Here is a 22457-nt window from a genome sequence, read left to right on the forward strand (position 1 = left end):
GGAGCCTTTTGGCTCATGGCACTTCGTGTATTTCAAGCATATCTAGAGGATGTTGCAAGCATCCGTTTGGTGATGGAAAAGCGTTTCGACTCTGATTCCATGTCCTTCTCTTTGGAAAATTCCAAATCACATGTAGATCTCTTTATCCACTCCCGATTGGAAGATGACCAGCAGGTTATTTACTATCTGACCAGCCTTCACGCCCTCAATCTTCAAGAGAATTATACTCTCTACGACCAAGACCGCAATGCTGTGGAATTGGGCTATGGGGCTATTGTCCGCTCTACTTTATTTGAAAAGACCTTTACCTATTCAGGCAATGACCTAGGAGCTAGCTACACTGCCCAAGAAACCTCCTTCAAGTTCTGGGGTCCGATTTCCAAGGCTGTCTTTGTCGTGGTGGAGGGCCAGCCCCATGCCATGACCCTGACAGAAAAAGGTGTCTGGCAGGCGCAGGTGACAGGGGATTTGGAAGGCAAGTCCTACCACTATCTCCACAAGGTCAACGGCCAATGGCTTTCTGTCCACGACCCTTATGCTCTATCTTCCAAAGTCAATTCTGGTGATTCCTACATCATCGATCTCAAAAAACTGGCTAAACCAAGTCGGGCAAAAACACAGCTTCCGATGTCCCAAGCCATTGTTTATGAAATGAGCGTCCGAGACTTTTCACAACAAAGAGAGGCTGGTTTCCAACACCGCAGTCAATTTGCTGGCTTGACCGAATCACCTGTCCTAGACGGTATGAAACTGGGCATGGACTATATCAAACAGCTGGGTGTAACTCATATCCAACTCCTGCCTCTTTATGACTTTGGTAGTGTGGATGAAAATAAACCCCAAGCTGTTTACAACTGGGGCTATGACCCTGTTCAGTACAATGTTCCTGAAGGATCTTTCTCCAGCCAGCCAAACGATCCCTATGCCCGCATTCGCGAATTACAAACTGCCATTCAGGCCTATCATGATGCGGATATTTCTGTCATCATGGATGTGGTTTACAACCACGTGTATCATGCAGAAGAATATGCCTTTGAACGCATTGTTCCCGGCTATTTCTACCGTTACAACCAAGACGGTTTCCGGACGGACGGAACCTTCTGTGGCAACGATGTCGCCAGCGAACGAAGCATGGTCCGCAACTATATCAAGCAGTCCCTCCGTCAATGGACCAGCCTCTATGGTTTTGACGGCTTCCGCTTTGACCTCATGGGTATCCTGGATATCCAGACCATGAATGAGATTGCGGCGGAACTCAAAGAACTTCACCCAAACATCTACCTCTACGGTGAAGGTTGGAAAATGGGGACTGGTTTGGACTTTGACCTGCTAGCTCATCAGTATAATGCTGGTCAAATGGAAGACCTTGGTTTCTTCAATGATGACTACCGCGATACCTTCAAGAAGCTCCTGCTCAACCCGCAACGTCTGGTAGAAAAGAACTTGCATGAGAAAATCCAGCATCTGCTGGCAGGTAGCCATTACAGCCACTTCCTGTCGCCTGACCAGTCTGTCAACTATCTGGAGTGCCATGACAATGCGACTGTCTTTGATTATCTCCATATTGAAAACCCTGACTGGACACCGCAGCAGCAAAAACGGGCTGCCAGCTTTGGTCTGCAACTTGTCTTGATTTCGCAAGGTTTGGCCTTTATCCATGCTGGACAGGAGTTCTTCCGGACAAAAGATGAGATTGACAATACCTACAATGTCACCGATGCCATTAACCACCTGGACTGGACCCGTGCTGTTCATTATCAAGAGCATATCCAGTTCATCCGCGCCTTGATTGCTCTTCGCAAGCAGTACCCTGAACTCAGTCAAGCATCTTATACGACCATTGAGAGAAGCTGTGATTTCTACTGGTTAACAGAATTTGTCCTCCGCTATCAGATCAAGACAGCAGATGGTGTTCTCCAATTTATCATCAACTTTGCTACAAGCGATTTTACCTATGAAAAAGAAGAAGACAAGGCTGTCCTCTTCAATTACCCTGCTGTAGATGATCCAGACCAACAAATCCTGACCATTGCCGGACAAAGTATTTGTGTCTTAAATGGCTAAAATAGGACTTGAGACGGAGGAAATGGAGAGCGAGATTGGTTATACTATAGTCAATCCTAAATATTTTTCATAATCTCCTTAAAAACTCACCGATTACTCGGTGAGTTTTTTGCGTCTATGCTTTTTCTTCCATGAGGGCTATAATCTTATGACCGATTCGTTCAATATCATTTTGAAGGCCACGGAGTTCGAAGTTATCAATCACAGGAAAGCCAAATCGCTCGGCATATTGCTTAGCAGTCAAGCAATATTGGTTGTTGAAATTGCGATTGCCCGATCCCACAACTCCCAGACAGAGCTCTGCATTGTCCCCAAAAGCGATAAAATCGCCCAGGGGATTGGTCAGAATCTCCACATCTCCGTTATCCACACCGTTTCCGCCTTCCAGATAGGTGGGAAGAAAGGCGACAAAAGGAGCATCCAGCTGGTAAAAGGGAATGTCCTGCTTAACCAGGTCCTTGACATGAACGGGCTCCACCTGCCAGTCGGTCTGGAATTGGAAAAAGCCTTTCAGGCGTTTGACAAAACTTTCTGTATTGCCACTCAAGCTAATATAGACGAGGTAAATGGTCGGTTTCATAAGTCTCCTCTCCAAAGAAAAACACTACATATAGAATACGAATACTATTGTACTCCTATATGTAGTGTTTTGTCAATTAGTCACTTTCCACGAAATGTCCAATGATGTTGACATTATCTGCGACAGATACAAAGGCTTTGGGATCGGCCTTTTTCATAATCTGCTTGAAATCGTTAAACTCGGCACGGGTGATAATGGTGATGAGAATGGTTTTTTGCTCATGATTATAAGCTCCTTCTGCACCGTTGATAATGGTCACACCACGATTGAGTTTCTTGTGAATCTTTTTAATGACCCGATCAGGCTGATTGGTGATAATCATGGCCTGCATCCGCTTTTGTTTGACAAAGATAGCATCTGTCATCCGACTGGAGATAAACAGCGCAACCATTGAATATAGGGCATATTGCCAGCCAAAGGTCATCCCTGCAATCAACATAATCATAATGTTGACAATCAAGGAAATGGAGCCAACTTGACGTCCCGTCTTCTTCCGTATCAAAATGGACACGATGTCCGTGCCACCGCTAGACACGTTATTCCGCAGGGCAAATCCAATCCCAGTCCCCAACATCAGCCCCCCGAAAATTGCATTGACCAAGGGATCCGTTGTCAAGGTCACATGGGGCATGAACTGGATAAAGAGCGAGCTAAAGGTAACGGTGATAAAGGTAAAAATGGTAAACTTGTAGCCAATCTTTCGCCAAGCCAGGATCAAAAGTGGAATATTGAGCCCGTAGTAGACCAAGGCAATGGGAAGGTCCAGGTTGGCATAGGTTTCAGCCAGAGCAGAAACAATCTGAGCCAATCCTGTTACGCCTGAGGAATACACCTGTCCTGGCCGAAAAAAGAAATTGACCGCAATACTAGATAGGAGTCCATATATAATGGACCCCGATATCCGTTCCGCATAGCGTTCTTTGGAGATTCCTGATAGAATCGACCAGAACTTGTTCTTTCTAGCCATCCTCAAAAAAACAACTCGTTGTTTTCTGAAAAATCTATTCATTTTCAAGTTCAATCTGTAATGCTAATTCCTCTAATTGAGCTAAGGCAACTGTACTTGGAGCCTGGGTCATCGGATCAGACGCCTTGTTGTTCTTCGGAAAGGCAATAACTTCACGGATATTGTCCTCACCAGCCAAGAGCATGACAAAGCGGTCCAAGCCGATTGCCAAACCTCCGTGTGGTGGGAAACCGTAGTCCATAGCTTCCAACAGGAAACCAAACTGTTCATGGGCATCCTCAGCTGAGAAACCAAGTGCCTTGAACATCCGCTCTTGCATGTCTTTTTGGTTGATACGAAGGCTACCGCCACCCAATTCATAACCATTCAAAACAATATCGTAGGCAACTGCACGTACCTGCGCCAAATCACCATCCAAATGATGAGCTGTTTCTTCCGTCGGCAAGGTGAACGGGTGGTGTGCACTCATGTAGCGACCTTCCTCTTCAGACCACTCGAACATTGGCCAGTCTACAATCCAAAGGAAGTTAAACTTGCTTTCGTCAATCAAACCTTGCTCTTTTGCCAAGCGGTTACGCAAAGCTCCCAGGGTATTATTGGCTACTTCCAATTCATCCGCCACAAAGAGAACCAGGTCCTTATCTTCAAGTTGTAAACTTGCTGTCAACTTATCTGTAATACCTGTCAAGAACTTAGCAACTGGACCCGCTAATTCTCCCTTGTCTACTTTAACCCAAGCAAGTCCCTTGGCACCAAATTGTTTGGCGTATTCTGTTAATTTATCAATGTCTTTACGTGAGTAGCTATCCGCCGCACCCTTGACCACAATGGCTTTAACAACTGGTGCTTCTGAGAAGACTTTGAAGTCAACTTCCTTGACAAGTTCTGTCAAGTCTTGTAAAAGCATTTCAAAACGAGTATCTGGTTTATCTGAACCGTAGAAGTTCATAGCATAATCATAGCCCATACGAGGGAATGGCAAGGTCACATCGATTCCTTTGGTATCTTTCAAGACCTTAGCAATCAAGCCTTCTACGATATCTTGGATTTCAACTTCATTCAAGAATGAGGTTTCCAAGTCCACCTGTGTAAACTCAGGTTGACGGTCCCCACGCAAGTCCTCATCACGGAAACACTTAACGATTTGGTAGTAACGGTCAAAACCAGCGTTCATCAAGAGCTGTTTGGTAATCTGTGGGCTCTGTGGAAGGGCATAGAAATGACCTTTGGACACACGAGATGGCACCAAGTAGTCACGCGCACCTTCTGGTGTTGACTTGGTCAACATTGGCGTCTCCACATCAATAAATTCCAAGTCATCCAGATAATTGCGAATGCTGTGGGTTACAGCCGCACGTAATTTGAAGTTGTTGAGCATTTCTGGACGGCGAAGATCCAAATAACGGTAACGAAGACGGGTATCATCGCTGGCTTCAATGCCATCCTTGATTTCAAATGGAGTTGTCTTAGCCGTGTTCAAAACTGTCAAGCTGGTTACTTGTAGCTCAACCGCTCCTGTTGGAATGGCGTCATTGGCCTGCTCACGCGCTACAACAGTTCCTGTCACCTCAATAACAAATTCAGAGCGAAGCCCCTCTGCTTTTGCCATCAATTCTGCATCTACTGACTCAGGATTAATCACCAACTGCATAATCCCTTCACGATCACGTAAATCGATGAAAATCAGACCGCCTAAGTCACGGCGACGCCCAACCCAACCTTTCAAAGTTATGTCTTGTCCGATGTGCTCTGTCCGAACACGTCCTGCATACATAGAACGTTTCATTTTCTTCCTCTTTTACTCTTTAATATACTCATTCATTCTATCATAAAACGGTTGATTTTTGGGGGAATTTGGCAAGAAAATTACAAAACCAGCCTTATAAAGCTGGTTTTACATACAACATATCCAGATGAGGAATGCCGTCCTCCAGATAGACTTCCGAAACTGGCTCAAAGCCCAGTGACCGATAAAAATCTTCTAGGTGGGCTTGGGCTCCGATCTTAATCTGACTTTCTTGCAAGTCTTGGACAATATAGTCAATCGCCTCTTGCATCATAGGCCTACCCAATCCTCTTCCGCGGTGACTTCCCCTGATGACTACCCGCCCAATCGATGCCTCCTCATAGCTTAGTCCAGCTGGCAAGATACGGAGATAGGCGATCATTTCTCCTGCTTCTTCGGCAAAAAGGTGGTAAGAGGCTGGGTCTTTGCCGTCTATTTCTGGATAGGGGCAGGCTTGCTCCACTACAAAGACATCTGTTCTCAAGGCTAGGATAGCGTATAGCTGGTCCAAGGTCAGTTGGTCAAAGCTACATAAGCTCCACTTCATTTCTTTCTCCTTATGGCAAGATGTTGCCGGCACTTCTATAAATCTCGTACCATTCTGGTCTAGTTAGGGTAATCTGGCTTGCTTGAGCAATCTTTCTCAGGCGATCTGGATTCATAGAGCCAACAATGGTTTGAATTTTAGATGGATGTCTCAAAATCCAAGCTACGACAATGGTTTCATGTGAAACATGGTACCGCTCTGCTATTTCCCCAAGGGTCTGATTAAGGGATGCATAGTCAGGGTGGTTGGCGAAAATCCCCTGCTGCAAGTCAATCAGGAAGGGAGACCAGGCCTGAATGGTAATCTTTTTTAGTTGACAGTAGTCGATGAGGCCGCCATCCCGCATGGTCGCCGCATCATCTTTCATATTGACGTGAAGCCCCGCATCAATCAAAGGCGTGTGGGCAGGGGATAGTTGGAGTTGGTTGACCGCTAGGGGCTGGTCTAGATAGGACTGGAGCAACTCCATTTGGTATATGTTCTGGTTGCTGACTCCAAAGTGTCGGACCTTGCCTGATTGCTTCAAGAAACGGAAGGCTTCTGCCACTTCCTCTGCTTCCATAAGGGCATCTGGTCGGTGGAGGGCCAAAACATCCAGATAGTCCGTTCCCAGCCGCTTGAGAATGCCGTCCACAGACTCCAAGATGTAATCCTTGGAAAAGTCAAAATAGCCCTTACGAATGCCGCATTTTGACTGGAGAATCATGTCCTCACGCTTGAGTCCTGCCAACTTGGCTCCCTGAGAAAAGCGGATTTCTGACTCACCGCCGCCATAAATATCGGCATGGTCAAAGAAGTTAATTCCCTGCTCCACCACGGTTTCTAATACCTTAGCCGTTTCTTGCTCGCTTAAGCTGGCCATTCGCATACAGCCCAGACCAATCCGCGATACTTCCAATCCTGTTTGTCCTAATTGTTGCATGTGATTGCCTCCTATTCTGACTTCATTATATACGAAAAAAGAGATTGTTGCCAATCTCTTACAAGGTTTTTTTCTTTTGTGCCAGCTTGCTAATATTGATTTCAATGTCTTCATTAATTGCCAAAAGACGGTCAATGACTTGCTTGTCTGTTAGAGAAGCATCCAAATCAACATTGTAGGATAATTCCAACGTGTTGGATTTTTTTACGTTTTTAATGCCAACTAGCTCGACATACTTGCAGGCATTGACGAAAGTCGCTTCGAATAAAAGCTCGTAATCCAAATCTCGGGGAACACGTATGGTAATTTGCCGTCTTGTTTGACTCACCCTTGCAAAGCTTGTATTCTCCAATATCAAGAGTACAAAACAGACAAAGACTGTAAAAATTACAGCTAAGACCAAAAAACCCATGCCACAAGCTAAGCCAATTCCTGTCGCAATAAACACTGATAAGAGCTCCTTAGCTCCACCTGCTGCGGAACGAAAACGAATCATCCCAAAAGTTCCTGCGATCGCAACACTGGTTCCCAAATTGCCATTGACCATAAAAATAATCATCGCCATCAACATCGGCAACATGGTCAGGGTAATGACAAACTCCTTTGAATAGAGGGTCTTGTGTTTGTAAACAAGCGCTAGCAAAATCCCCAATGCTAAACTAACCACTAAACTAAGAGCTAATTGAATGGGATCGGCTACCCCTGAAGCACTGTCAAAAACACTCTTAAACAACTGCTCTTTCAACTAATTTCTCCTCTGCTAACTCTTCTTCCAATTTTGTGTGTGCTGTTCCATATTTTGAAAATGAAACTCTTTCCAAGCCATACTTATCGATGATGGCCTGTAACCAGGTTGGGTAGACTTCTGGAACCTTGATTTCCATAATAACCTGATTTTCATCCAACAATGGGTAACCATACTTTCCTGCAAACAAGCTAACATCGTATGGACGATATAGAATATTTTGATCAATCGTCACGCGCACCTTCTTATCCTCAATGCCCTTCATAGAAAAACGATCATAGTAGATATACATCATTGGCTCAATTTTTCCATAGCGTGCTCGCAATTCTGCCATTGTTTCCAATAGTGTCGGATTGGTAATCGTTTCATCCACAATCGAATGATGAATAAAATCCAAAACCGATTTTGGACGAGAAGTCAACCGATCCTTCAATCCTACGCCATTTTCTTTTTTCTTAATTTCTAAAAATACCTGACTATCTTCTGTCGGATAGGCATCATAGGTCCGCATCCGAATTTTTTCCCGTTTCCACAATCTCTCTGCAGAATCTTGGATCATTTGATAGCTTGGGGTATCAAAATAAATATTGGAAATGGTAGAGGTTGGATAGTCATCTTCCACTAAATGATTTTTAAAATCATCTAAAACTGCTGCAAGCTGCTTACGGTCTAAAATATACTTGGTTTCAATTCGTTTAAATTTGGTTTCTACTTTCTTCGACATACTATTCTCCTTTTTTCTATATTTGTCGTTTTATTGTGTTAAGAGAAGAGTGGTTTCCCACTCCTTGTGACATTTATCTATTTCCAGCTTTTTTGCTTCCACTTTTTTCTTCATAATTTGACCGGTTATTCCGTTAATCTTGTAATCAAATTCGGAGTTATTCGTAACAACCTCAATTTCATACATCCCTTTTTCAAGGTCAACTTCTTTAAATTGTACATTATTGGCTGCCTGGTCTAAATCTTTCAGCACAAGTTTTTTCACTTGCTCAACAGTAAGAGTTGGCAAAGCAGAAGCATTTTGGGGCTGTGGGGTCACTACTAGATTTTTGGGGGAACTGGTGGTTTTAGCGACTTGTGATTCTATCTTTTTCTTGATAACCTTCCCTGTTATTCCATCAATGTCATAATCATATTCCACATTATTGGCCACAAAATCAACTTCGTAAACACCTTTTTCAAGGTCAACTTCTTTGAAGCGAACTTGCCTGGCTGATAAACCTAGATCCTTTAAAGCGATGGATTTTGCTGCTTCTACTGATTTGATTTGAGCAGCAGATACGGTTTGGTGCAAACCAACTGATGTTGCGACTAGTGCTGTCAATGTTAGTAATTTTAAGTGTTTCATATAGAACTCCAAGATGTTATTTCTACATTTGTAGTAAGTAGTTTTTTAGAATAGAGTGGTTTCCCACTCCACTTTCTACATCTGTAGTATAACTATATTCTACACTTGTCGTTTTACAAAGTCAAGTCTTATGCTTCAAATATTTTTGTCTGTTCAATTTCAATAAAAAAGATCAGTAGTCTCCTACTAATCTTCTACAAAAAAGCATCTCAAACCAAACTAGTCCTCCACATCCTCTGTTTCAGTATCTTCCACATCATCCGTATCAGGTTCTTCAACTGGGGGAATAGGGGTTGGGGTTGGGGTGGACTGACTACTTGTTGAAGCAGGAGTAGATACTGTTGTTTGGGGTTGATTACTTGTTGTTACAGTTTGAGTAGTAGAAGCAATTGTCGGCTGACTGCTCATTTCTGAAACAGTTTGACTCGCTTGGCTACTACTAGTTGAGGTGGAAGAAGATGAAGACTCTGCCACTAGCTTTAGTGTCTCTTTTTCTATTTTTGTTATTGACCTACTAGCCTTATCCACTTGAACACGGTATAGAGTCTCTTCATGGGAAAATTCAATTAGGTAATAATCTCCTTGGTCACTAGCGTGGACATCAGTCACAGCTGACGCTTCGAGAGATTGGTCCCTTAGGGATATTTGAATGGCATCCTCTTGTGTAAAGGTTGCTTCCTGTGCTTGATATAATTGCGTTTCACTCATAGCCACTACAAATATCGAACCCGAGAAAATCAAGGCACAGCTAGTGACAAAAGTGACAAGAATAGCAAGAGAAGGCTTTGGTAAGCGGCTATCCATAATACCAATAATCCGACGCTTGAGATTGAACTTATTTGAGTAAAAACAGCTAGACAACAAAATCGGTTGCTGACTCTTATGAATCATGGTAATTATCGTCTCGCCATAGAAGGAGCGATAAGCCTGGTCTCTTTCATGTAGGACACTATGATCACAGTAGCTCTCTGCAGCTTCTTGAACCTCCTTACAGGCAAAGGCCACAATCGGATTAAACCAATGGGCAGCTTTTACCAGTAGAACCAAGAGATTGACATAGATATCTCGGTGGCGGTAATGAGTTAGTTCATGCTCAAAGATCAAATCAAGCTCTTCGTCCGTATAATCTATTGCAGGAAGAAGAATGATTGGATTGCGTAAGCCAAAGAGCATCGGACTTGAGACCTGCGGATAATGGAAAAGTCGAATCGACTTCTGAATTCCAAATTCTGCTTTAATAGCTTGGAAATTAGCTAAAATACGAGCATCCGCAATTGGATTTCCCCATCGTTTCAACAAATTCCGAAATTTTACATAGGCAAAGATTGCACGACCAATCACCACTAGGAACCCCGCCAACCAAACAAGCAAAAACAGTTCTACCCATGGTAACCCCAAGAAAAGTTCCCAAAGGCTAGGTTGACCGGTAGCTACTTCTGTCCCTGTTTGGCTAACACCTCTTGCTGCGCTTGTCGCTAGATTCTGACCATGTTCAATCGTGACCAATCCTTGTCCAAATCGTGGACGGAAAGGAAAAATCAAGCTAACCAATAGAACCAACCAGGTCAAGTAACGAACCCGAGCTGACACACGATTTTTCAGTACGATAAAAAGCCCACTAAACAATAAAATCAAAAATGATTTATATAAACTGATCAGCAAAAAAGACAGTAGTGCCGACGCCATAATAATCCCCCAATTATTCTTTTTCCTATTTGTTCAACAATCCCCTTAGCTCATCCAACTCATCTTCTGACAAGGCATTCGATGAGAAGAGAGTCTTCACTAATCCTCCTAAGGAGTTACCTTGGTAACGATCTAAAAAGTTTGATGTTTCAACAGCCATGTATTCTTCCTCAGAAATAATCGCTGTATAGTGGCGCTCGCGCCCATTTCGCTCACTCTTCAAAAAACCCTTTTCTGTCAGACGAGCCAAAATCGTCAGTAGGGTTTGTGGTTTCCAGTGATTATCCTCTCCTAAATGACCGATAATCTGTGCTGAGGTTACTGGGTTGGGTAAATGCCAAATGACGCGCAATACATTAAATTCCGCATCTGGCAATCGTTTCAATTCATTCATTTGTGAAATCCTCTTTTCTTTTTATTATTCTACACTTGTCGTTTTTCTTTGTCAACAGAAATAACCTGCTTCCAGAAAAATAAAAGAAGAAAGCCCAGTTGTTCAGCTTCCTTCATTCCTTAATTAAATCCATAAATCCGTTTGGCAATCTTATAAACGGCGTTGGAGATCTTACGACCTGGATAGCCATAGAGATTGGTCAACTGCCCCAACAAGCCTTTGCGAACAATCTTGAAAAGGGCTGGATTATTGTCCCGAATGTAATGCCAGAGTTCCTGCTTCTTCATCATATGCTCAACTGTTCCGCCACGGTTGAGCAGGGCACAGGAGATAATGGTGGTAATCTCCACATGATTGAGCAGATAGCTCCGCAAGTCAGGATTGGTCAACTGGTCCAGCTCCAACTGGTCCACCAAGATTTTATTGACTTTGATCTGCTGATCAATCCGTTTGATCATGACGGATTCGTTGACAGATTGGTCATTTCGTCCGATAAAGTAGCGGTAAAAATCCACTGGCAGATAGTACATGGTCTGAACTGCCTGTAAAGGTGTAAAGACAAAAATGTTATCCACATAGAAGGTATGCTCTGGCAGGACCAGACCCACTTCTCGTAGTAAGTCTGTCCTGTAAATAAGAGAATGCATCATCATGTACTGGCCCTTAGAGAAGGCACCCACATCCTCCCAGCCAAAAATGCGATTTTCTGGTAGAACATCCTGATAGGACATGGATTTTTTCCGTGACTGGCCTTCTTTTTCATAGACAAAGTTGGAAATGAAGGCATCAACAGGCGTATGTTCTGCTTCCAAGACCTGTAGTTTTTCCAAAATCTTCAGATAGGCTCTGCTATCAACCCAGTCGTCTGAATCCACGACCTTGAAATAACGTCCCTTGGCCTCACGAATCCCTGTGTTGACCGCTCCGCCATGTCCCTTATTATCCTGATAAATGGCACGCACATTTGGGTAGCGGGCCGCTAAATCCTCGGCAATGGCCTGGGTCTGATCGCTCGATCCGTCATTGATAACCAAAATCTCGACCGCATCCCCGCCGATGACCAGCGAGTGAACGCAGTAGTGCAGGTAATCTTGGGCGTTGTAGCTGGGAATAGCAATGGTTAGTAGGGTCATCTTTCTCTCCGTCTTGGCACAATTTGTTACTATTTTATCACATTTTTTAAAATAAGGCTCAGCTTCTTTTGAGGAAAACTACTTATGCACAGCCTGTGGATAAGTCTGTGAACAAATAGAATAAATCCCGTCAATCCAAACCTTTCCTTCCCTTTTTACTGCTTATTTAAGAGATGTTTGCCTGTAATTCCCAGAAAAATAGCGAAACTTTTCCACAGTTTTCCAAAAAAGGCTTGAAAAAAGACCCGTCTGGGTCTTTTTCTCTTATTTCGCAAATGTAGCCGCTTGTTCTCCAGCCTGACGTCCGAATACGATAATATCTGCAACTGCATTGCCACCAATTCGGTTTTTACCATGGACACCGCCTGTGACTTCACCCGCAGCGTACAAACCAGGAATTGCTTGTCCGTCTGCTTTTAACACTTGGGTATTGGTGTTGATCTTCACACCTCCCATGGTGTGGTGAACACCAGGTGCGACTTTGATGGCATGATAGGCTCCTGTATTCAAGGCATGGTCCATACCAGAACTTCGGCCAAATGCTGGGTCATTCTTGTCTGTCACAGCTTGATTCCAGCTATCCAAGGTAGCTTGTAGCGTAGTAGCTGGAAGATCGATTTCTTTAGCTAATTCTTCTACGGTCGCAGCTGTTTTTACCAGCCCTTTGCTTTCATACTGTGCGATGGCTTTCACACGATCCTTGAGGGCATCGTCAAAAATGACATAGGCATAGTTGGGGTCTAGGGAGTTAATGGCCGCGGAAACCTTATCTCGCGTTTCTAGTTCATTCACGAAGCGCTCACCTTTGGCATTGACCAATATAGCCCCTTCGCCACGTACGGCTTCTGTAATCAGGTAGGAAGTTTCTTGCTCAACAGTTGGGTGAATCTGGATTTGTTCCATATCAACGGTTGCTGCCCCCTTGTCCTCCGCAAGAGCAATACCATCACCAGTTGACCCTTCCTGGTTAGTCGTCACGTAACCTTCCAAGGCTGGATTGAGTTTGGCAACCATGTCTAGGTCTGCCCCGAAGCCACCTGTTGCCAAAACAACTGACTTAGCTGTGATAGTTTTGCTTTCGCCAGCAATCTCCACTTCAACACCTGTCACGCTACCTGCTTCTTCTTGTAGATCTGTTACTTCAGCATTGACGAAAATCGGTACTTCTCTCTCAACAAGATTGTAGTAGAGGCCGTTCACCAAGTAGCCGCCAACTGCTGAGCCATCTGCTGGTCGGTGGGTCCGTTTTTCGCTCATACCTCCAGTTGTCGTAATATTGCTGAGAGTAATCCCAAGCCCATCTAGCCAATCAATAGCAGCGGCAGAATTGTCCACTAAGTAGCGAAGCAATTCTGGGTCATTTGTTCCACCGCCACCTTTGAGGGTTTCTTCGTAGAATTTGTCGTTGCTATCCGCAATGCCTTCTGCTTCTTGGAACTTGGTCTGAGAAGCATTCATCCCTGCAGAGGATTTGGCTGTATTGCCCCCGATAACGGGCATTTTTTCCAAAATCACAACGTCTGCACCAGCATCCTTAGCTGAAATAGCCGCTGCCATACCTGCACCGCCAGAGCCCACTACAATGACATCGTAACTATCCTTGAGTTCCGAAGGATCTGTATAAACCTTTTCTGATGCACCAGAAACCGTTTCTTCCTTACTGGATGAAGAAGTCGAAGTTGAGGACTGGGCACTGGATTGATCGGACTGAGTCTGGCTACAAGCAGCTAGAAAGACAATTCCAATAAAGCTGAGAAGCAAGCCCAACCAGTATCTTTTTTTCATAAAAAGACCTCCTGTTATATTATTATGTAACTTGATTGTACAGAATTTAGAGGCGATTTTCAAGCAGTTTTGTTTACTTTTTCACAAAAATAATCAAAATAGTAGGAGCAACAAAAAAACCAGCCTGAGATAGACTGGTTTGAAAAAACAGATATAAATCTTAGAGCATTTTGTTATCTGACAATGTTTCAGCACCTACAAATAGGGGTTATTTTGACTGGAGTTTATCTCTATTCTATCAAAAAATCAAACGCTTGGACAAGTACAGGAAACATAAAGGGTAACTAAAAAGGGAATTAAAAAGATGAGTTCAGTAAGCAAGTAAATTGCACCTGTTAAGGGTGCTTTTTATTTAATTGCTTCGCCTTTTCGTAGTAAGGCGTTAGAAAATTGATAAAGCCCTGTTTATCGCTTGGGTCATGTTCCTCTAGGAACATCATCAATTCAACATCATTGAGAGCATCAAACATTTCAGGGTTTTCAGCCTCCCAAGCGTCAGCAAATTCTTCGTTCTCGCCAAAGAGAGCGTTAAAGTCAAAAGAAAAATTCCAGAAATTACCAATTTGACCACTGACTGCCTGCTCTAGCATATCTAAGACTTGTTGACTGTATTTCATAATGCTAAACCTCTTTTTCTAAGTTCAGCTATTACTAATTCTTCCTCCTCAGGAGAAACCCAGGTAAACCGTAGTCTAGCCAGTTCTTCATTTGTCATCTTAGAGGGGATAAGTTTTTCTGACTTCTTCAAATTCAAAGCGTCTATTTGAGCCATTGCCTCTGATAATTCCATAATTCCACCCATTCAATTCTAAAAAAGAGGCTTATAGCCTCAATAGGAAATGGTGGGACGGACATTTCCCACCTCCCAGATACCCTTTCGGGTGCGTGTGCGTCCGATATTTTTCTACTTCATTTCCTAAACAATATTATAGCAAAAGCTTACAAAAAAAGCACCATATCGGCGCTCTTACTCTTTTTCCTTAAGGTCTTTGTCATCTCTCGACTTACTCTTAAGAAATACACTAATATATGCTACTGAGGTACCAATCAATAAACTAAACCCTTGTATATCTTTGTTATTATAAATTAGAAATATCGCCCCTAGCACAATAAGCAAGGCAATAACCCCAGCAAAAACAACACCTAGAAAGCTATCTCTGTTATTTGCATTGACTACTTTTTCTTCCAAAATAATACGATGTCCAGATTGCTTCTCTGCCATCGTCATTATCCTGTCCGCACCATTAGGGATGACATCATTAAACTCTTTTAATAGTTGTGGATGAGGTATCGGCCCAGAATAGGTCATACTTTCAAAGCGACGAGCTATCAATTCTTTCACAACTTCTTCTGGAATATCATCTGGTTGTTCCTCAATGAATTCCGTAACTTGATGTACAGTAACTGAGTTAGGCTTGCGCTTTGTTTTCTTTTTTGAACTGCTCATATGCACCTCTAATATCGTTACCAATCATATACCAATCATTTAGAATGGCTTTTTTATCAGCTTCATCTCCAGATTTTGATGTATTATAGATTCTTTTATTTCTTGTGGATGCAATATCAAGAACCCTAGACATACCTGACATAAAATCATTTTTGGCAACTAAAAAAGTTGTTTTGTTATTCATGATTTGCCTCCTTGTTTCAATGAATTATATAGTTTAAAACCCTATACACAGTCAATTATACACTTATTAATAAACTTTGTCACTATTTTTAGTATACATTTTATACCATTCCTAAAAATTTTAGAAGTATCTACATAATTGATTCGTAAATAATCCTAAATATTTAATAACTTTCTAAAATATTTTTAAGTATTTTTCATAGCTCTAGCAATACTCTCTATACCATCTCTCTTTATTTTGTAAATAGTGGTTTTAGACCTATTCACTCTCTTCTCTATATCCCATATTTCTAAGCGGTTAACGTAAGCCATTCTCAAAACAGCCCTTTCTAGTGGATTGCTTGCTTTATCTATCAGTCTTGAACTCTCTAAACGCTCTGAAATAATTTCAGCCAGCCTTTCCTCTATATCTTGCTTTAGCTTAATAGCATAAACTACTTCATTTTCAGCATTGTTTACCCTACTAGTCTGTACCTTTGTTTGTGTAAGTGATGACTTCTTAAAAAGCCCCTGCTCAAGGTACTGTAATTCAAGCTGTAGCCCCCTCATTTCTTCATCTAACCACTTAATTCCCTCTAGCTTAATTCTAACTTCATCAACATTCATTCATAGTGCCTCCTTGTTAGTTATGTTCAAAAATGAACTTTACTCATAATATTCAACATACTCAGGTTCTCCGAAAAGACTGCCAGGCAAACCGAAAACCTCTACTAGACACTGTACAGCTAGAATATCTATCATTAGCTCCCCTGTTTCTGTAGTGTGGTAGTATTTCTCAGGTAATGAGCCTAAATATACCCCGTTATTATAAATTGACAGCCCGCCTCCTCTACTGCGTAAAACACCCGTATAACGATTATATAAACCATGTTTCATAGCGTTATTATTACCATACTTCGGCTTTCTGTTACCTCGATTACCTCTAGCTACTTGATTACCATGTAAAAAACGTCCTCCATTATCTCTCTCCATGCAGCACCCTTTCACCGTGTTCGTTTCGTAAATTATACTTCATTGGAACGCTCCAAACGTTCCGTAAACCGTTCTAAAAAAGCGTACCAGCATTTTATCACTGATACTTTTGATTGATTTATCAACTCTCAGAAAGCCCTAGAGCTGTATCAAAGTGATTAGAATATTCTTCCAAGGCTGTGGCCATTTCATCACCAGCTAAAACCAACGTGAAAGCCAGGTCGCTTGCTGATCCGTTGCTGTCAATAATTGGGGTATTGTGATAATCCTTAGCATACTGTTTGAAAATCCGTAGTAAGTTGGCCAGTCTATCTTCTTTCATGATATAGCCAGGTAAAGTGATATTGTTAGCCTCTCCGATTTCATGTAATTTCTTAATGGCCAGTGGGTTACGCTTGAACTTCTCTAGGTAACCTAATAATTCTTGCTCCGACACTTTCATAGTACCTAGCAAGCTCAACTCTGCTACATTATCAGCTGTAACAGTCTCATATTCTGATTTGATTGCCTCTAACTCTGTTTTTTCAATCGCCTCCAGTTTCCCCAGAATACTTGAGTACTCGGTATTAGAAAAGTTTTCTGCCTCTTTTTTGAAATTCTCTAGGCGTAACTCAGCCTCAGATTGATACATCTGTTGGTTGCGAACTTTTTCTGAAAGTTCTTTCTTCATAGTGCCATAAGCCTCAATCTGCTGTTGCTTACGTGTTCCTAGGTTATCGATCTGTGCTTTGATATGTTGTAGTGTCATGTTAATTCTCCTTATTTTAAGTTCAGTGCTCTTTTTGCCACCTGCTCCCATTGCCTAGAATATAGAGCACTAGCCTTCTTGTCCCAACGTGGGCCCGTTCCAGGCATAGGTTTATGTTTAAGTAATTCCTCTTTATTGGCAAAGAAAAACTTACGCTGTTTCTCAGAAACAAATCCTTTACGTTTCATACCGTAAAATTGTATTCTTGCGTAAGGAGCGTTATAGATTATTTTCCCGTTTAACTTTGTTAGGTTTCCCCTAAGTTCCCCAGATCTCCTAGGTACAAAGCGGTGCATATCTATAATCATTTGATTAGTCACTGCCTCCTTAGCTCTAGCAAGAGTCATGGGTGATACCTTGCGCTCAATACCCTTTAAGTCTATCTTTACCTTCACTCCAGTTCCCAAAGTTTCCTCCTTTCCAGACCAAAACAAAAGAGACATGACAAAGAGCGATAAAACTCTTATATCATGCCTCTAGTTTTCTAGTCAGCAGCTAAATTTTTTCTTTTTGCCTTGTCTCCTTTTGAATGGGTTTACCGTCTTGTGTTGTGATAATTAGACTACCAAACTCTGGTAACTTGGCTGACTTTATTATACCATTTTTTGAGAATAACACAAAGCCTCTATCAAGCAAATCTTTAAGCTGTTCTGTCTTTTGTATCATACTAAACCTCCTCTGTAGTATGTTCATAGTAGTTAGCAAAACCTAAACAAATACGCTCCAAGGCTGCACCCTTTGCTCTTTCTCCTTGATAATCAACTGTGATTGTCCCATCTCCACTAATAGTTGTTTCTGTTACTAGAGTTTCTCCAATTCCAATAAAATAACCGTGAATAGCAATATTTGCCACCTCAGCTATTTTGTTTGCCTTTGCGTGTTCAGTATTTTCAAACTTATAACTGAAACAGTGCTGTTCTTTGTAATTTGTCATATTGATTACTCCTTTACTTGAAATATATGAACTTATTGTAATCTCAGTAGTTCTAAAGCGTTGATACAGCTGAAATTCTCAGCTATTCAACGTTTTTTACTACCCTTTTTAGTGTACTTTCGCTCAATTTTGAGCGATTTTAGCCTTTAAGCTATTGATTGAGTAACGCTTATCCTTGATTGTAAATGATTTGAAAGAATTACCTTCTAGTCCCTGTAGGATACGGCTATAATTCCGCTCGTTGTAAACTGTTTTTAGTTCTGCGGCGTTTAGATTTGTATTAATGATCGTATTCTCACGGCTATTCAGCACATCAAATAATAAATCTTGCTCCCAGTCACTTTTAGGGCTTACTACTGCATTCTTAGCCCCTAAATCATCTAAGATAAGAAAATCAACATTTTTCAGCTGATCCACTAACTCAAATTCTGTCAAGCTTGCACCTTTGCCATAATTCCACCCCTCTTTAATCTGTTTAATTTTTTCAGTTAGGTTTACAAAGAGCACGCTCTTAGGCTCTCCCTTAGATCTATATCCCTCGTTCAAAGCCTTAGCTATTGCAATACTTAGATGGCTTTTTCCAATGCCTGGAGAGCCTGTTATAAGCGTATTGCCAGTCATACCGTCAAGATATTTATCTACCTGTCCTTGAGCAAAAACTAGTAGCTTGTTTTCCTCGGCTGTTTCAGCAATAAAATTATCAAAGGTCGCGTCATTTAATTTTTCAGGAATTGTACTGTCTCGCATAAACACATTATAGGTTTTCTGATAAATACCTGCGTTCAAGTGTTTTTCTACCTCTTCTTGCTCTTGCTTTTCATTTTGCTCTTTTATACATTCTGGACAAAATGGAGAGGGTTTCCGTGGTTTCTCCTCGCCTGCAATTTTGACAACTCTGTCAAGCTGTATCAGATTGGTTTTGTGAATGGGACAAAGTTCATCTAATGTCTTTATTCCTGCGATAATTTCTGATTGTGTCAGCATATAGTCACTCCTTTCTAAAATGGGTTTTCTTGTGTTGGTTTCCAGTCTTCAAAGTTAGTAGGCTCTGATTGATTGTTGGACTGTTTTTGTTGTTGTCGTTTTTCCTCGTGCTGCTTAACTTGCTCTACAGTTCTCAGCCCCTGTCCTTGCCAATTTGCAAGAATTGTCCTAGTATATCTGATTGACTTACCTGCGTTCAAGATCGTTACTTCAAGAGCGTACAATAGCAATGATTGGCCATGAATTTTTAACAAGTCCTCTACCTCTGCTATCATTGTCCCATTAACCGACATTTCACCAAAAGCTGACTTTAGTTTTTCAAAGATTAGATTTTTACCTTTGTCGTCCTCGTCTTTTTGACTTGACCTAGATTGACTTAAATTATATTGACTTGACTTATATTGACTTATATTGGGTGAACCATTGGTTTCCGTTTGGTTGTCCGTTGGTAAACCGTTGGTTTTCTCAGGTGGTTTCTCCAGTAAATGTTTATAAATACTAGGGCTATATCTATCTTTTCTAACTGTATTCTGTTCATGAAAATCAGTAATGAAATACACCATCTCTTCATTAAGTGGTCTGATAAAGTCATTGACTATCAAAAGGCCCAAGCTATCTTCACTAACCCCTATCATTCTGACTACAGGAAAAGCCTCTACTACCCCATCATCATCTGAGTTCTGGATCAAGTGAAAATATAGAGCCTGTGCCTCTAATGGAAGGCGTAAAAAGCGCTGAGTTTGGGTTACTGTCTTGCTTATCATTCTTCTGTTTCCCATTATTTCCCCCTGTGCATTCCTACAATGATGTCATAATAGGGATGACCTGCTGGAATGACATAAGTTGCTGGATCAAACTCTACCCACTCTTCTTTACCATCAACAATTACTTTACGTAAGTTAGTGATTTTAGGTTTCCATTCCTTTTTCTCTCTAGCCATTCTTTTCCCTCCTATTCAACTGCCAAAAAATTGTATATATCACTTTTGCGATAATATATTTTCTTGCTATTCTCAAATGGTGATTGATATGGCCTAAGCCCATGTTTTTCCCAATTATTGAGTGTTGTTCCGCTAATTCCTAACTTCTCCAGTAAATCAGCTCTAGAAATTAAATCCCAGCCGTCATTATGCTGTTTCTCAAGCTCAAGCCGTTTTTCTAAGTGGTTGCCCACTTTTTCCAGCAGCTCTAGCTCTGCTTCTCGTGATAATAGCTGCATTTTATACCTCTCCTTTTATGGTGTTTGCCTTATTGTCGTGTTTAATTCGTTCATCTGTTCATAGCCTCCACAAACTCCGATTTTACTTGTGTTATCTTTTCGTGATAGCTAATTTTAGAGTTTGTCTGCTTAGCATTGAAATATATCTCTTTTAGATTGAGTGTAGCTCCTAAATACTGCTCCTCTGTGAAAGTAATATAAGCTTGTTGCTCCTCTTCGGTTTCAAAGAATGTTTTAGCTTGCCTTTTGAAAAATGCTTGTCTCATAGCGTCAAATTCAAAGATACCAGGGTTAAAAATCATTCCTGTTGTATTTTGAGAAAGCACCCTTAGTTTTTGTGCTTCGTTTAACTCTGGAAGTTCAACCCATAGCAAACGCTGTAAGTCTTCTTTGAGCGCTCCTAATTGTCCTGATAAAAGCCATATCCTAGAAAAATCATTGTTTTCATCTGCTAGGTGCAACTCTCTGCTAATTCTATCTAGACTTTTAGTAATGATGTCGTAAGTTGTTTCAGTCATGATGTTTTTCCTCGATATAATTTTATTTTATCTGTGTAGTGACCCTTGCGGGCTTTCTCCGTGAGTTCAAAAAGATTTTTGAATGTTTTCCTGCAGCCTTATTATCCAAAGCCTAGACTATTCCCAGCGGTTACCCGCTCCAGACTTATCAAGTAAGCCTGTGCCAAAATAATAGCCTTGCTGTGTGTAATTTTCTTAGGGTGGTTTAGGTTGCTCTGGGTCCATGACAACCTAATGCCGATACCAGCATCTAATACTTTTGCCCTGTCTAGTTTTAAGGGATAGCGCCCTCCGTCTGAACACATATCACTATTTTTGTGATATAATTAAATAAATACCTAACTAAATCCCATACTTGCTTTTTGTGGTTTTAGTTATTTGATTGAAAAGCCTTGTGAGTTTGCCGACTGCTAAGGCTTTTTTGTTATCTAGATTTCTTTAAGTGAAAGGTAGCAAGAAATCTTATAAATCTTCTACTAGCCAGCTCATAACTGCCTGATAGATACGCTTTGGAGCGTCGTAGTCGCCATTTTCTACCTTGGTATAAGTTTGCGGCTTAATCCCTAGAATTTCAGCAACTGCTTTTTTCGTTTGCTGATTTTTAGCACGTTTGACACGTACTTTTTCAGCTAACTCAGTTGTAATTAGCATTGATATCTCCTTTCTAATCAGACTTTTTTGTCCGATTTCGATTATATAATACAGACTTTTTTGTCCTTTGTCAAGAATTAAAATCAAAAAAACAGACTTTTTTGTCTTTTTTTGCCGTAGTGTGTTATAATGCTCTTTGAAAGGTAGCAAGACTATGAATAAATTAAAGCAACTTAGAAAAAAGATAGGATTATCACAAGCTGATATAGCAAAAGAACTTAATATATCAGTAAAAACAGTTTCCCGTTGGGAAAACTTAGAAACTGATATCAAACCTAATAAAGCGGAAGAGTTAGCAGAATTGCTAGGTGTATCTGTTCCAATCCTACTAGGCTATGGATATAAAGAACCTGTTAAATATCTAGTTTGGCAGGATAACATAGCAAATCTTAGAAAAGAAAGAGGTATCAGCCAAGAAACATTATCAAAAGATACTGCTATCCCTTTAACTCTTATTAAGGAGTGGGAAAGTAATAGCGGAGGGTATACTGCCGAACAGCTGGAAAGATTATCAGACTACTTCGGTGTCTCAATCCCTGAGATAATTGGCTACTCTATCAGCCATTCAGAATTAAGAGATTTAATCAATGCCCTTTCTGAGGAGAGCAAACAAAAACTGTTAGCTTACGCTAAAGATTTGAAGGCTTTGGAAGATTTCAACAAAGAAAACAACCCCTAAAACGCCCTCTAAGCGATTTTAACGTTCAGTAATATAAATTATCATCTTACCTAATACAAACGAAAATAGGGGCGTTCTCGTAACGCTCAGCGCCATATAAACACTAATATTCATAAATACTTAACTAAATCCCATACTTGCTTACTGATGTTAGAAAGGTATG

The 22457-nt window shown here is 41.3% G+C and carries 30 protein-coding genes and 1 pseudogene; 2 read left to right on the plus strand and 29 right to left on the minus strand.

Annotated features, from left to right (window positions below; all coding sequences use genetic code 11):
- The first annotated feature begins 15 nt into the window (after window positions 1–15).
- Entirely contained in the window at window positions 16–2064 is a 2049-nt protein-coding gene (gene pulA / locus PXH68_RS09500; protein WP_248027852.1) for a type I pullulanase, read from the plus strand.
- Between the two features lie 115 nt (window positions 2065–2179).
- On the opposite strand, the gene nrdI is transcribed toward pulA, so the two are convergent.
- From nrdI to PXH68_RS09645, 29 genes and pseudogenes are all read right to left on the minus strand, one after another.
- Window positions 2180–2644 (minus strand): class Ib ribonucleoside-diphosphate reductase assembly flavoprotein NrdI, encoded by a 465-nt coding sequence (gene nrdI / locus PXH68_RS09505; RefSeq protein WP_158456205.1) that lies wholly within the window; start codon window positions 2642–2644, stop codon window positions 2180–2182.
- Between the two features lie 76 nt (window positions 2645–2720).
- Window positions 2721–3581: pseudogene (locus tag PXH68_RS09510) on the minus strand (YitT family protein); the annotation flags it as partial.
- 64 nt (window positions 3582–3645) lie between these two features.
- A complete protein-coding gene (gene aspS, locus PXH68_RS09515; RefSeq protein WP_248027854.1) occupies window positions 3646–5397 on the minus strand; it encodes an aspartate--tRNA ligase in 1752 nt (583 codons plus the stop codon).
- Window positions 5398–5491: 94 nt separating this feature from the next.
- On the minus strand, window positions 5492–5944 hold the full coding sequence (locus tag PXH68_RS09520; protein WP_248027856.1) for a GNAT family N-acetyltransferase: 453 nt from the start codon (window positions 5942–5944) through the stop codon (window positions 5492–5494).
- A gap of 10 nt (window positions 5945–5954) precedes the next feature.
- Window positions 5955–6866: an aldo/keto reductase gene (locus PXH68_RS09525; protein WP_248027858.1), complete on the minus strand. Its 912-nt coding sequence runs from the start codon at window positions 6864–6866 to the stop codon at window positions 5955–5957.
- 58 nt (window positions 6867–6924) lie between these two features.
- Entirely contained in the window at window positions 6925–7611 is a 687-nt protein-coding gene (locus tag PXH68_RS09530; RefSeq protein ID WP_205030904.1) for a DUF4956 domain-containing protein, read from the minus strand.
- A complete protein-coding gene (locus PXH68_RS09535; RefSeq protein ID WP_248027860.1) occupies window positions 7592–8335 on the minus strand; it encodes a polyphosphate polymerase domain-containing protein in 744 nt (247 codons plus the stop codon). The genes PXH68_RS09530 and PXH68_RS09535 overlap by 20 nt, the downstream gene beginning before the upstream one ends.
- 30 nt (window positions 8336–8365) lie before the next feature.
- Window positions 8366–8962, minus strand: a complete 597-nt coding sequence (locus PXH68_RS09540) for a PepSY domain-containing protein (protein WP_248027862.1) — start codon at window positions 8960–8962, stop codon at window positions 8366–8368.
- A gap of 219 nt (window positions 8963–9181) precedes the next feature.
- On the minus strand, window positions 9182–10597 hold the full coding sequence (locus PXH68_RS09545) for a M56 family metallopeptidase (RefSeq protein WP_316715721.1): 1416 nt from the start codon (window positions 10595–10597) through the stop codon (window positions 9182–9184).
- Between the two features lie 76 nt (window positions 10598–10673).
- A complete protein-coding gene (locus PXH68_RS09550) occupies window positions 10674–11042 on the minus strand; it encodes a BlaI/MecI/CopY family transcriptional regulator (RefSeq protein WP_158456187.1) in 369 nt (122 codons plus the stop codon).
- 119 nt (window positions 11043–11161) lie between these two features.
- Complete coding sequence (locus tag PXH68_RS09555) at window positions 11162–12175, minus strand: glycosyltransferase family 2 protein (RefSeq protein WP_248027867.1); 1014 nt, start codon at window positions 12173–12175, stop codon at window positions 11162–11164.
- Between the two features lie 264 nt (window positions 12176–12439).
- Window positions 12440–13960, minus strand: coding sequence for a flavocytochrome c (locus tag PXH68_RS09560; protein ID WP_248027869.1), 1521 nt, complete (start codon window positions 13958–13960; stop codon window positions 12440–12442).
- 335 nt (window positions 13961–14295) lie between these two features.
- Entirely contained in the window at window positions 14296–14577 is a 282-nt protein-coding gene (locus PXH68_RS09565) for a hypothetical protein (protein ID WP_105115100.1), read from the minus strand.
- Complete coding sequence (locus PXH68_RS09570) at window positions 14574–14750, minus strand: hypothetical protein (RefSeq protein WP_248027871.1); 177 nt, start codon at window positions 14748–14750, stop codon at window positions 14574–14576. Before PXH68_RS09570 ends, PXH68_RS09565 begins: the two co-directional genes overlap by 4 nt.
- A gap of 177 nt (window positions 14751–14927) precedes the next feature.
- Window positions 14928–15407 carry a DUF2335 domain-containing protein gene (locus PXH68_RS09575; RefSeq protein WP_248027873.1) on the minus strand — a complete coding sequence of 160 codons (480 nt, stop codon included), beginning with the start codon at window positions 15405–15407 and terminating at the stop codon, window positions 14928–14930.
- Window positions 15370–15591: a hypothetical protein gene (locus PXH68_RS09580; RefSeq protein WP_248027875.1), complete on the minus strand. Its 222-nt coding sequence runs from the start codon at window positions 15589–15591 to the stop codon at window positions 15370–15372. The genes PXH68_RS09575 and PXH68_RS09580 overlap by 38 nt, the downstream gene beginning before the upstream one ends.
- Window positions 15592–15776: 185 nt before the next feature.
- On the minus strand, window positions 15777–16196 hold the full coding sequence (locus tag PXH68_RS09585; RefSeq protein ID WP_248027877.1) for a DUF1492 domain-containing protein: 420 nt from the start codon (window positions 16194–16196) through the stop codon (window positions 15777–15779).
- A gap of 39 nt (window positions 16197–16235) precedes the next feature.
- Window positions 16236–16562, minus strand: coding sequence for a hypothetical protein (locus tag PXH68_RS09590; protein WP_014637600.1), 327 nt, complete (start codon window positions 16560–16562; stop codon window positions 16236–16238).
- A 121-nt stretch (window positions 16563–16683) separates the two neighbouring features.
- Window positions 16684–17310, minus strand: coding sequence for a hypothetical protein (locus PXH68_RS09595; protein ID WP_248027879.1), 627 nt, complete (start codon window positions 17308–17310; stop codon window positions 16684–16686).
- Between the two features lie 11 nt (window positions 17311–17321).
- A complete protein-coding gene (locus PXH68_RS09600) occupies window positions 17322–17717 on the minus strand; it encodes a minor capsid protein (RefSeq protein WP_014637598.1) in 396 nt (131 codons plus the stop codon).
- Between the two features lie 88 nt (window positions 17718–17805).
- Window positions 17806–17976, minus strand: a complete 171-nt coding sequence (locus tag PXH68_RS09605) for a DUF2292 domain-containing protein (RefSeq protein ID WP_014637597.1) — start codon at window positions 17974–17976, stop codon at window positions 17806–17808.
- Window position 17977: 1 nt separating this feature from the next.
- Window positions 17978–18244, minus strand: coding sequence for a hypothetical protein (locus PXH68_RS09610; RefSeq protein WP_248027881.1), 267 nt, complete (start codon window positions 18242–18244; stop codon window positions 17978–17980).
- 123 nt (window positions 18245–18367) lie between these two features.
- Window positions 18368–19228, minus strand: coding sequence for an ATP-binding protein (locus tag PXH68_RS09615; protein ID WP_248027883.1), 861 nt, complete (start codon window positions 19226–19228; stop codon window positions 18368–18370).
- 14 nt (window positions 19229–19242) lie between these two features.
- Complete coding sequence (locus tag PXH68_RS09620) at window positions 19243–20007, minus strand: DnaD domain protein (RefSeq protein ID WP_248027885.1); 765 nt, start codon at window positions 20005–20007, stop codon at window positions 19243–19245.
- On the minus strand, window positions 20007–20168 hold the full coding sequence (locus PXH68_RS09625) for a BOW99_gp33 family protein (RefSeq protein WP_172634737.1): 162 nt from the start codon (window positions 20166–20168) through the stop codon (window positions 20007–20009). Before PXH68_RS09625 ends, PXH68_RS09620 begins: the two co-directional genes overlap by 1 nt.
- 11 nt (window positions 20169–20179) lie before the next feature.
- A complete protein-coding gene (locus tag PXH68_RS09630; protein WP_024381269.1) occupies window positions 20180–20446 on the minus strand; it encodes a hypothetical protein in 267 nt (88 codons plus the stop codon).
- Between the two features lie 50 nt (window positions 20447–20496).
- Window positions 20497–20964: a hypothetical protein gene (locus PXH68_RS09635; protein ID WP_248027886.1), complete on the minus strand. Its 468-nt coding sequence runs from the start codon at window positions 20962–20964 to the stop codon at window positions 20497–20499.
- 101 nt (window positions 20965–21065) lie between these two features.
- Window positions 21066–21269 (minus strand): hypothetical protein, encoded by a 204-nt coding sequence (locus tag PXH68_RS09640; RefSeq protein ID WP_248027888.1) that lies wholly within the window; start codon window positions 21267–21269, stop codon window positions 21066–21068.
- A 157-nt stretch (window positions 21270–21426) separates the two neighbouring features.
- A complete protein-coding gene (locus PXH68_RS09645) occupies window positions 21427–21615 on the minus strand; it encodes a helix-turn-helix domain-containing protein (RefSeq protein ID WP_248027890.1) in 189 nt (62 codons plus the stop codon).
- A gap of 154 nt (window positions 21616–21769) precedes the next feature.
- Here PXH68_RS09645 and PXH68_RS09650 point away from each other — a divergent pair, with 154 nt between their 5' ends.
- Window positions 21770–22294, plus strand: a complete 525-nt coding sequence (locus PXH68_RS09650; protein ID WP_248027892.1) for a helix-turn-helix domain-containing protein — start codon at window positions 21770–21772, stop codon at window positions 22292–22294.
- The last annotated feature ends 163 nt before the right edge of the window (window positions 22295–22457 follow it).

It is taken from the genome of Streptococcus sp. 29896 (assembly GCF_032594915.1).
In the GTDB taxonomy this organism is placed as follows: domain Bacteria; phylum Bacillota; class Bacilli; order Lactobacillales; family Streptococcaceae; genus Streptococcus; species Streptococcus suivaginalis.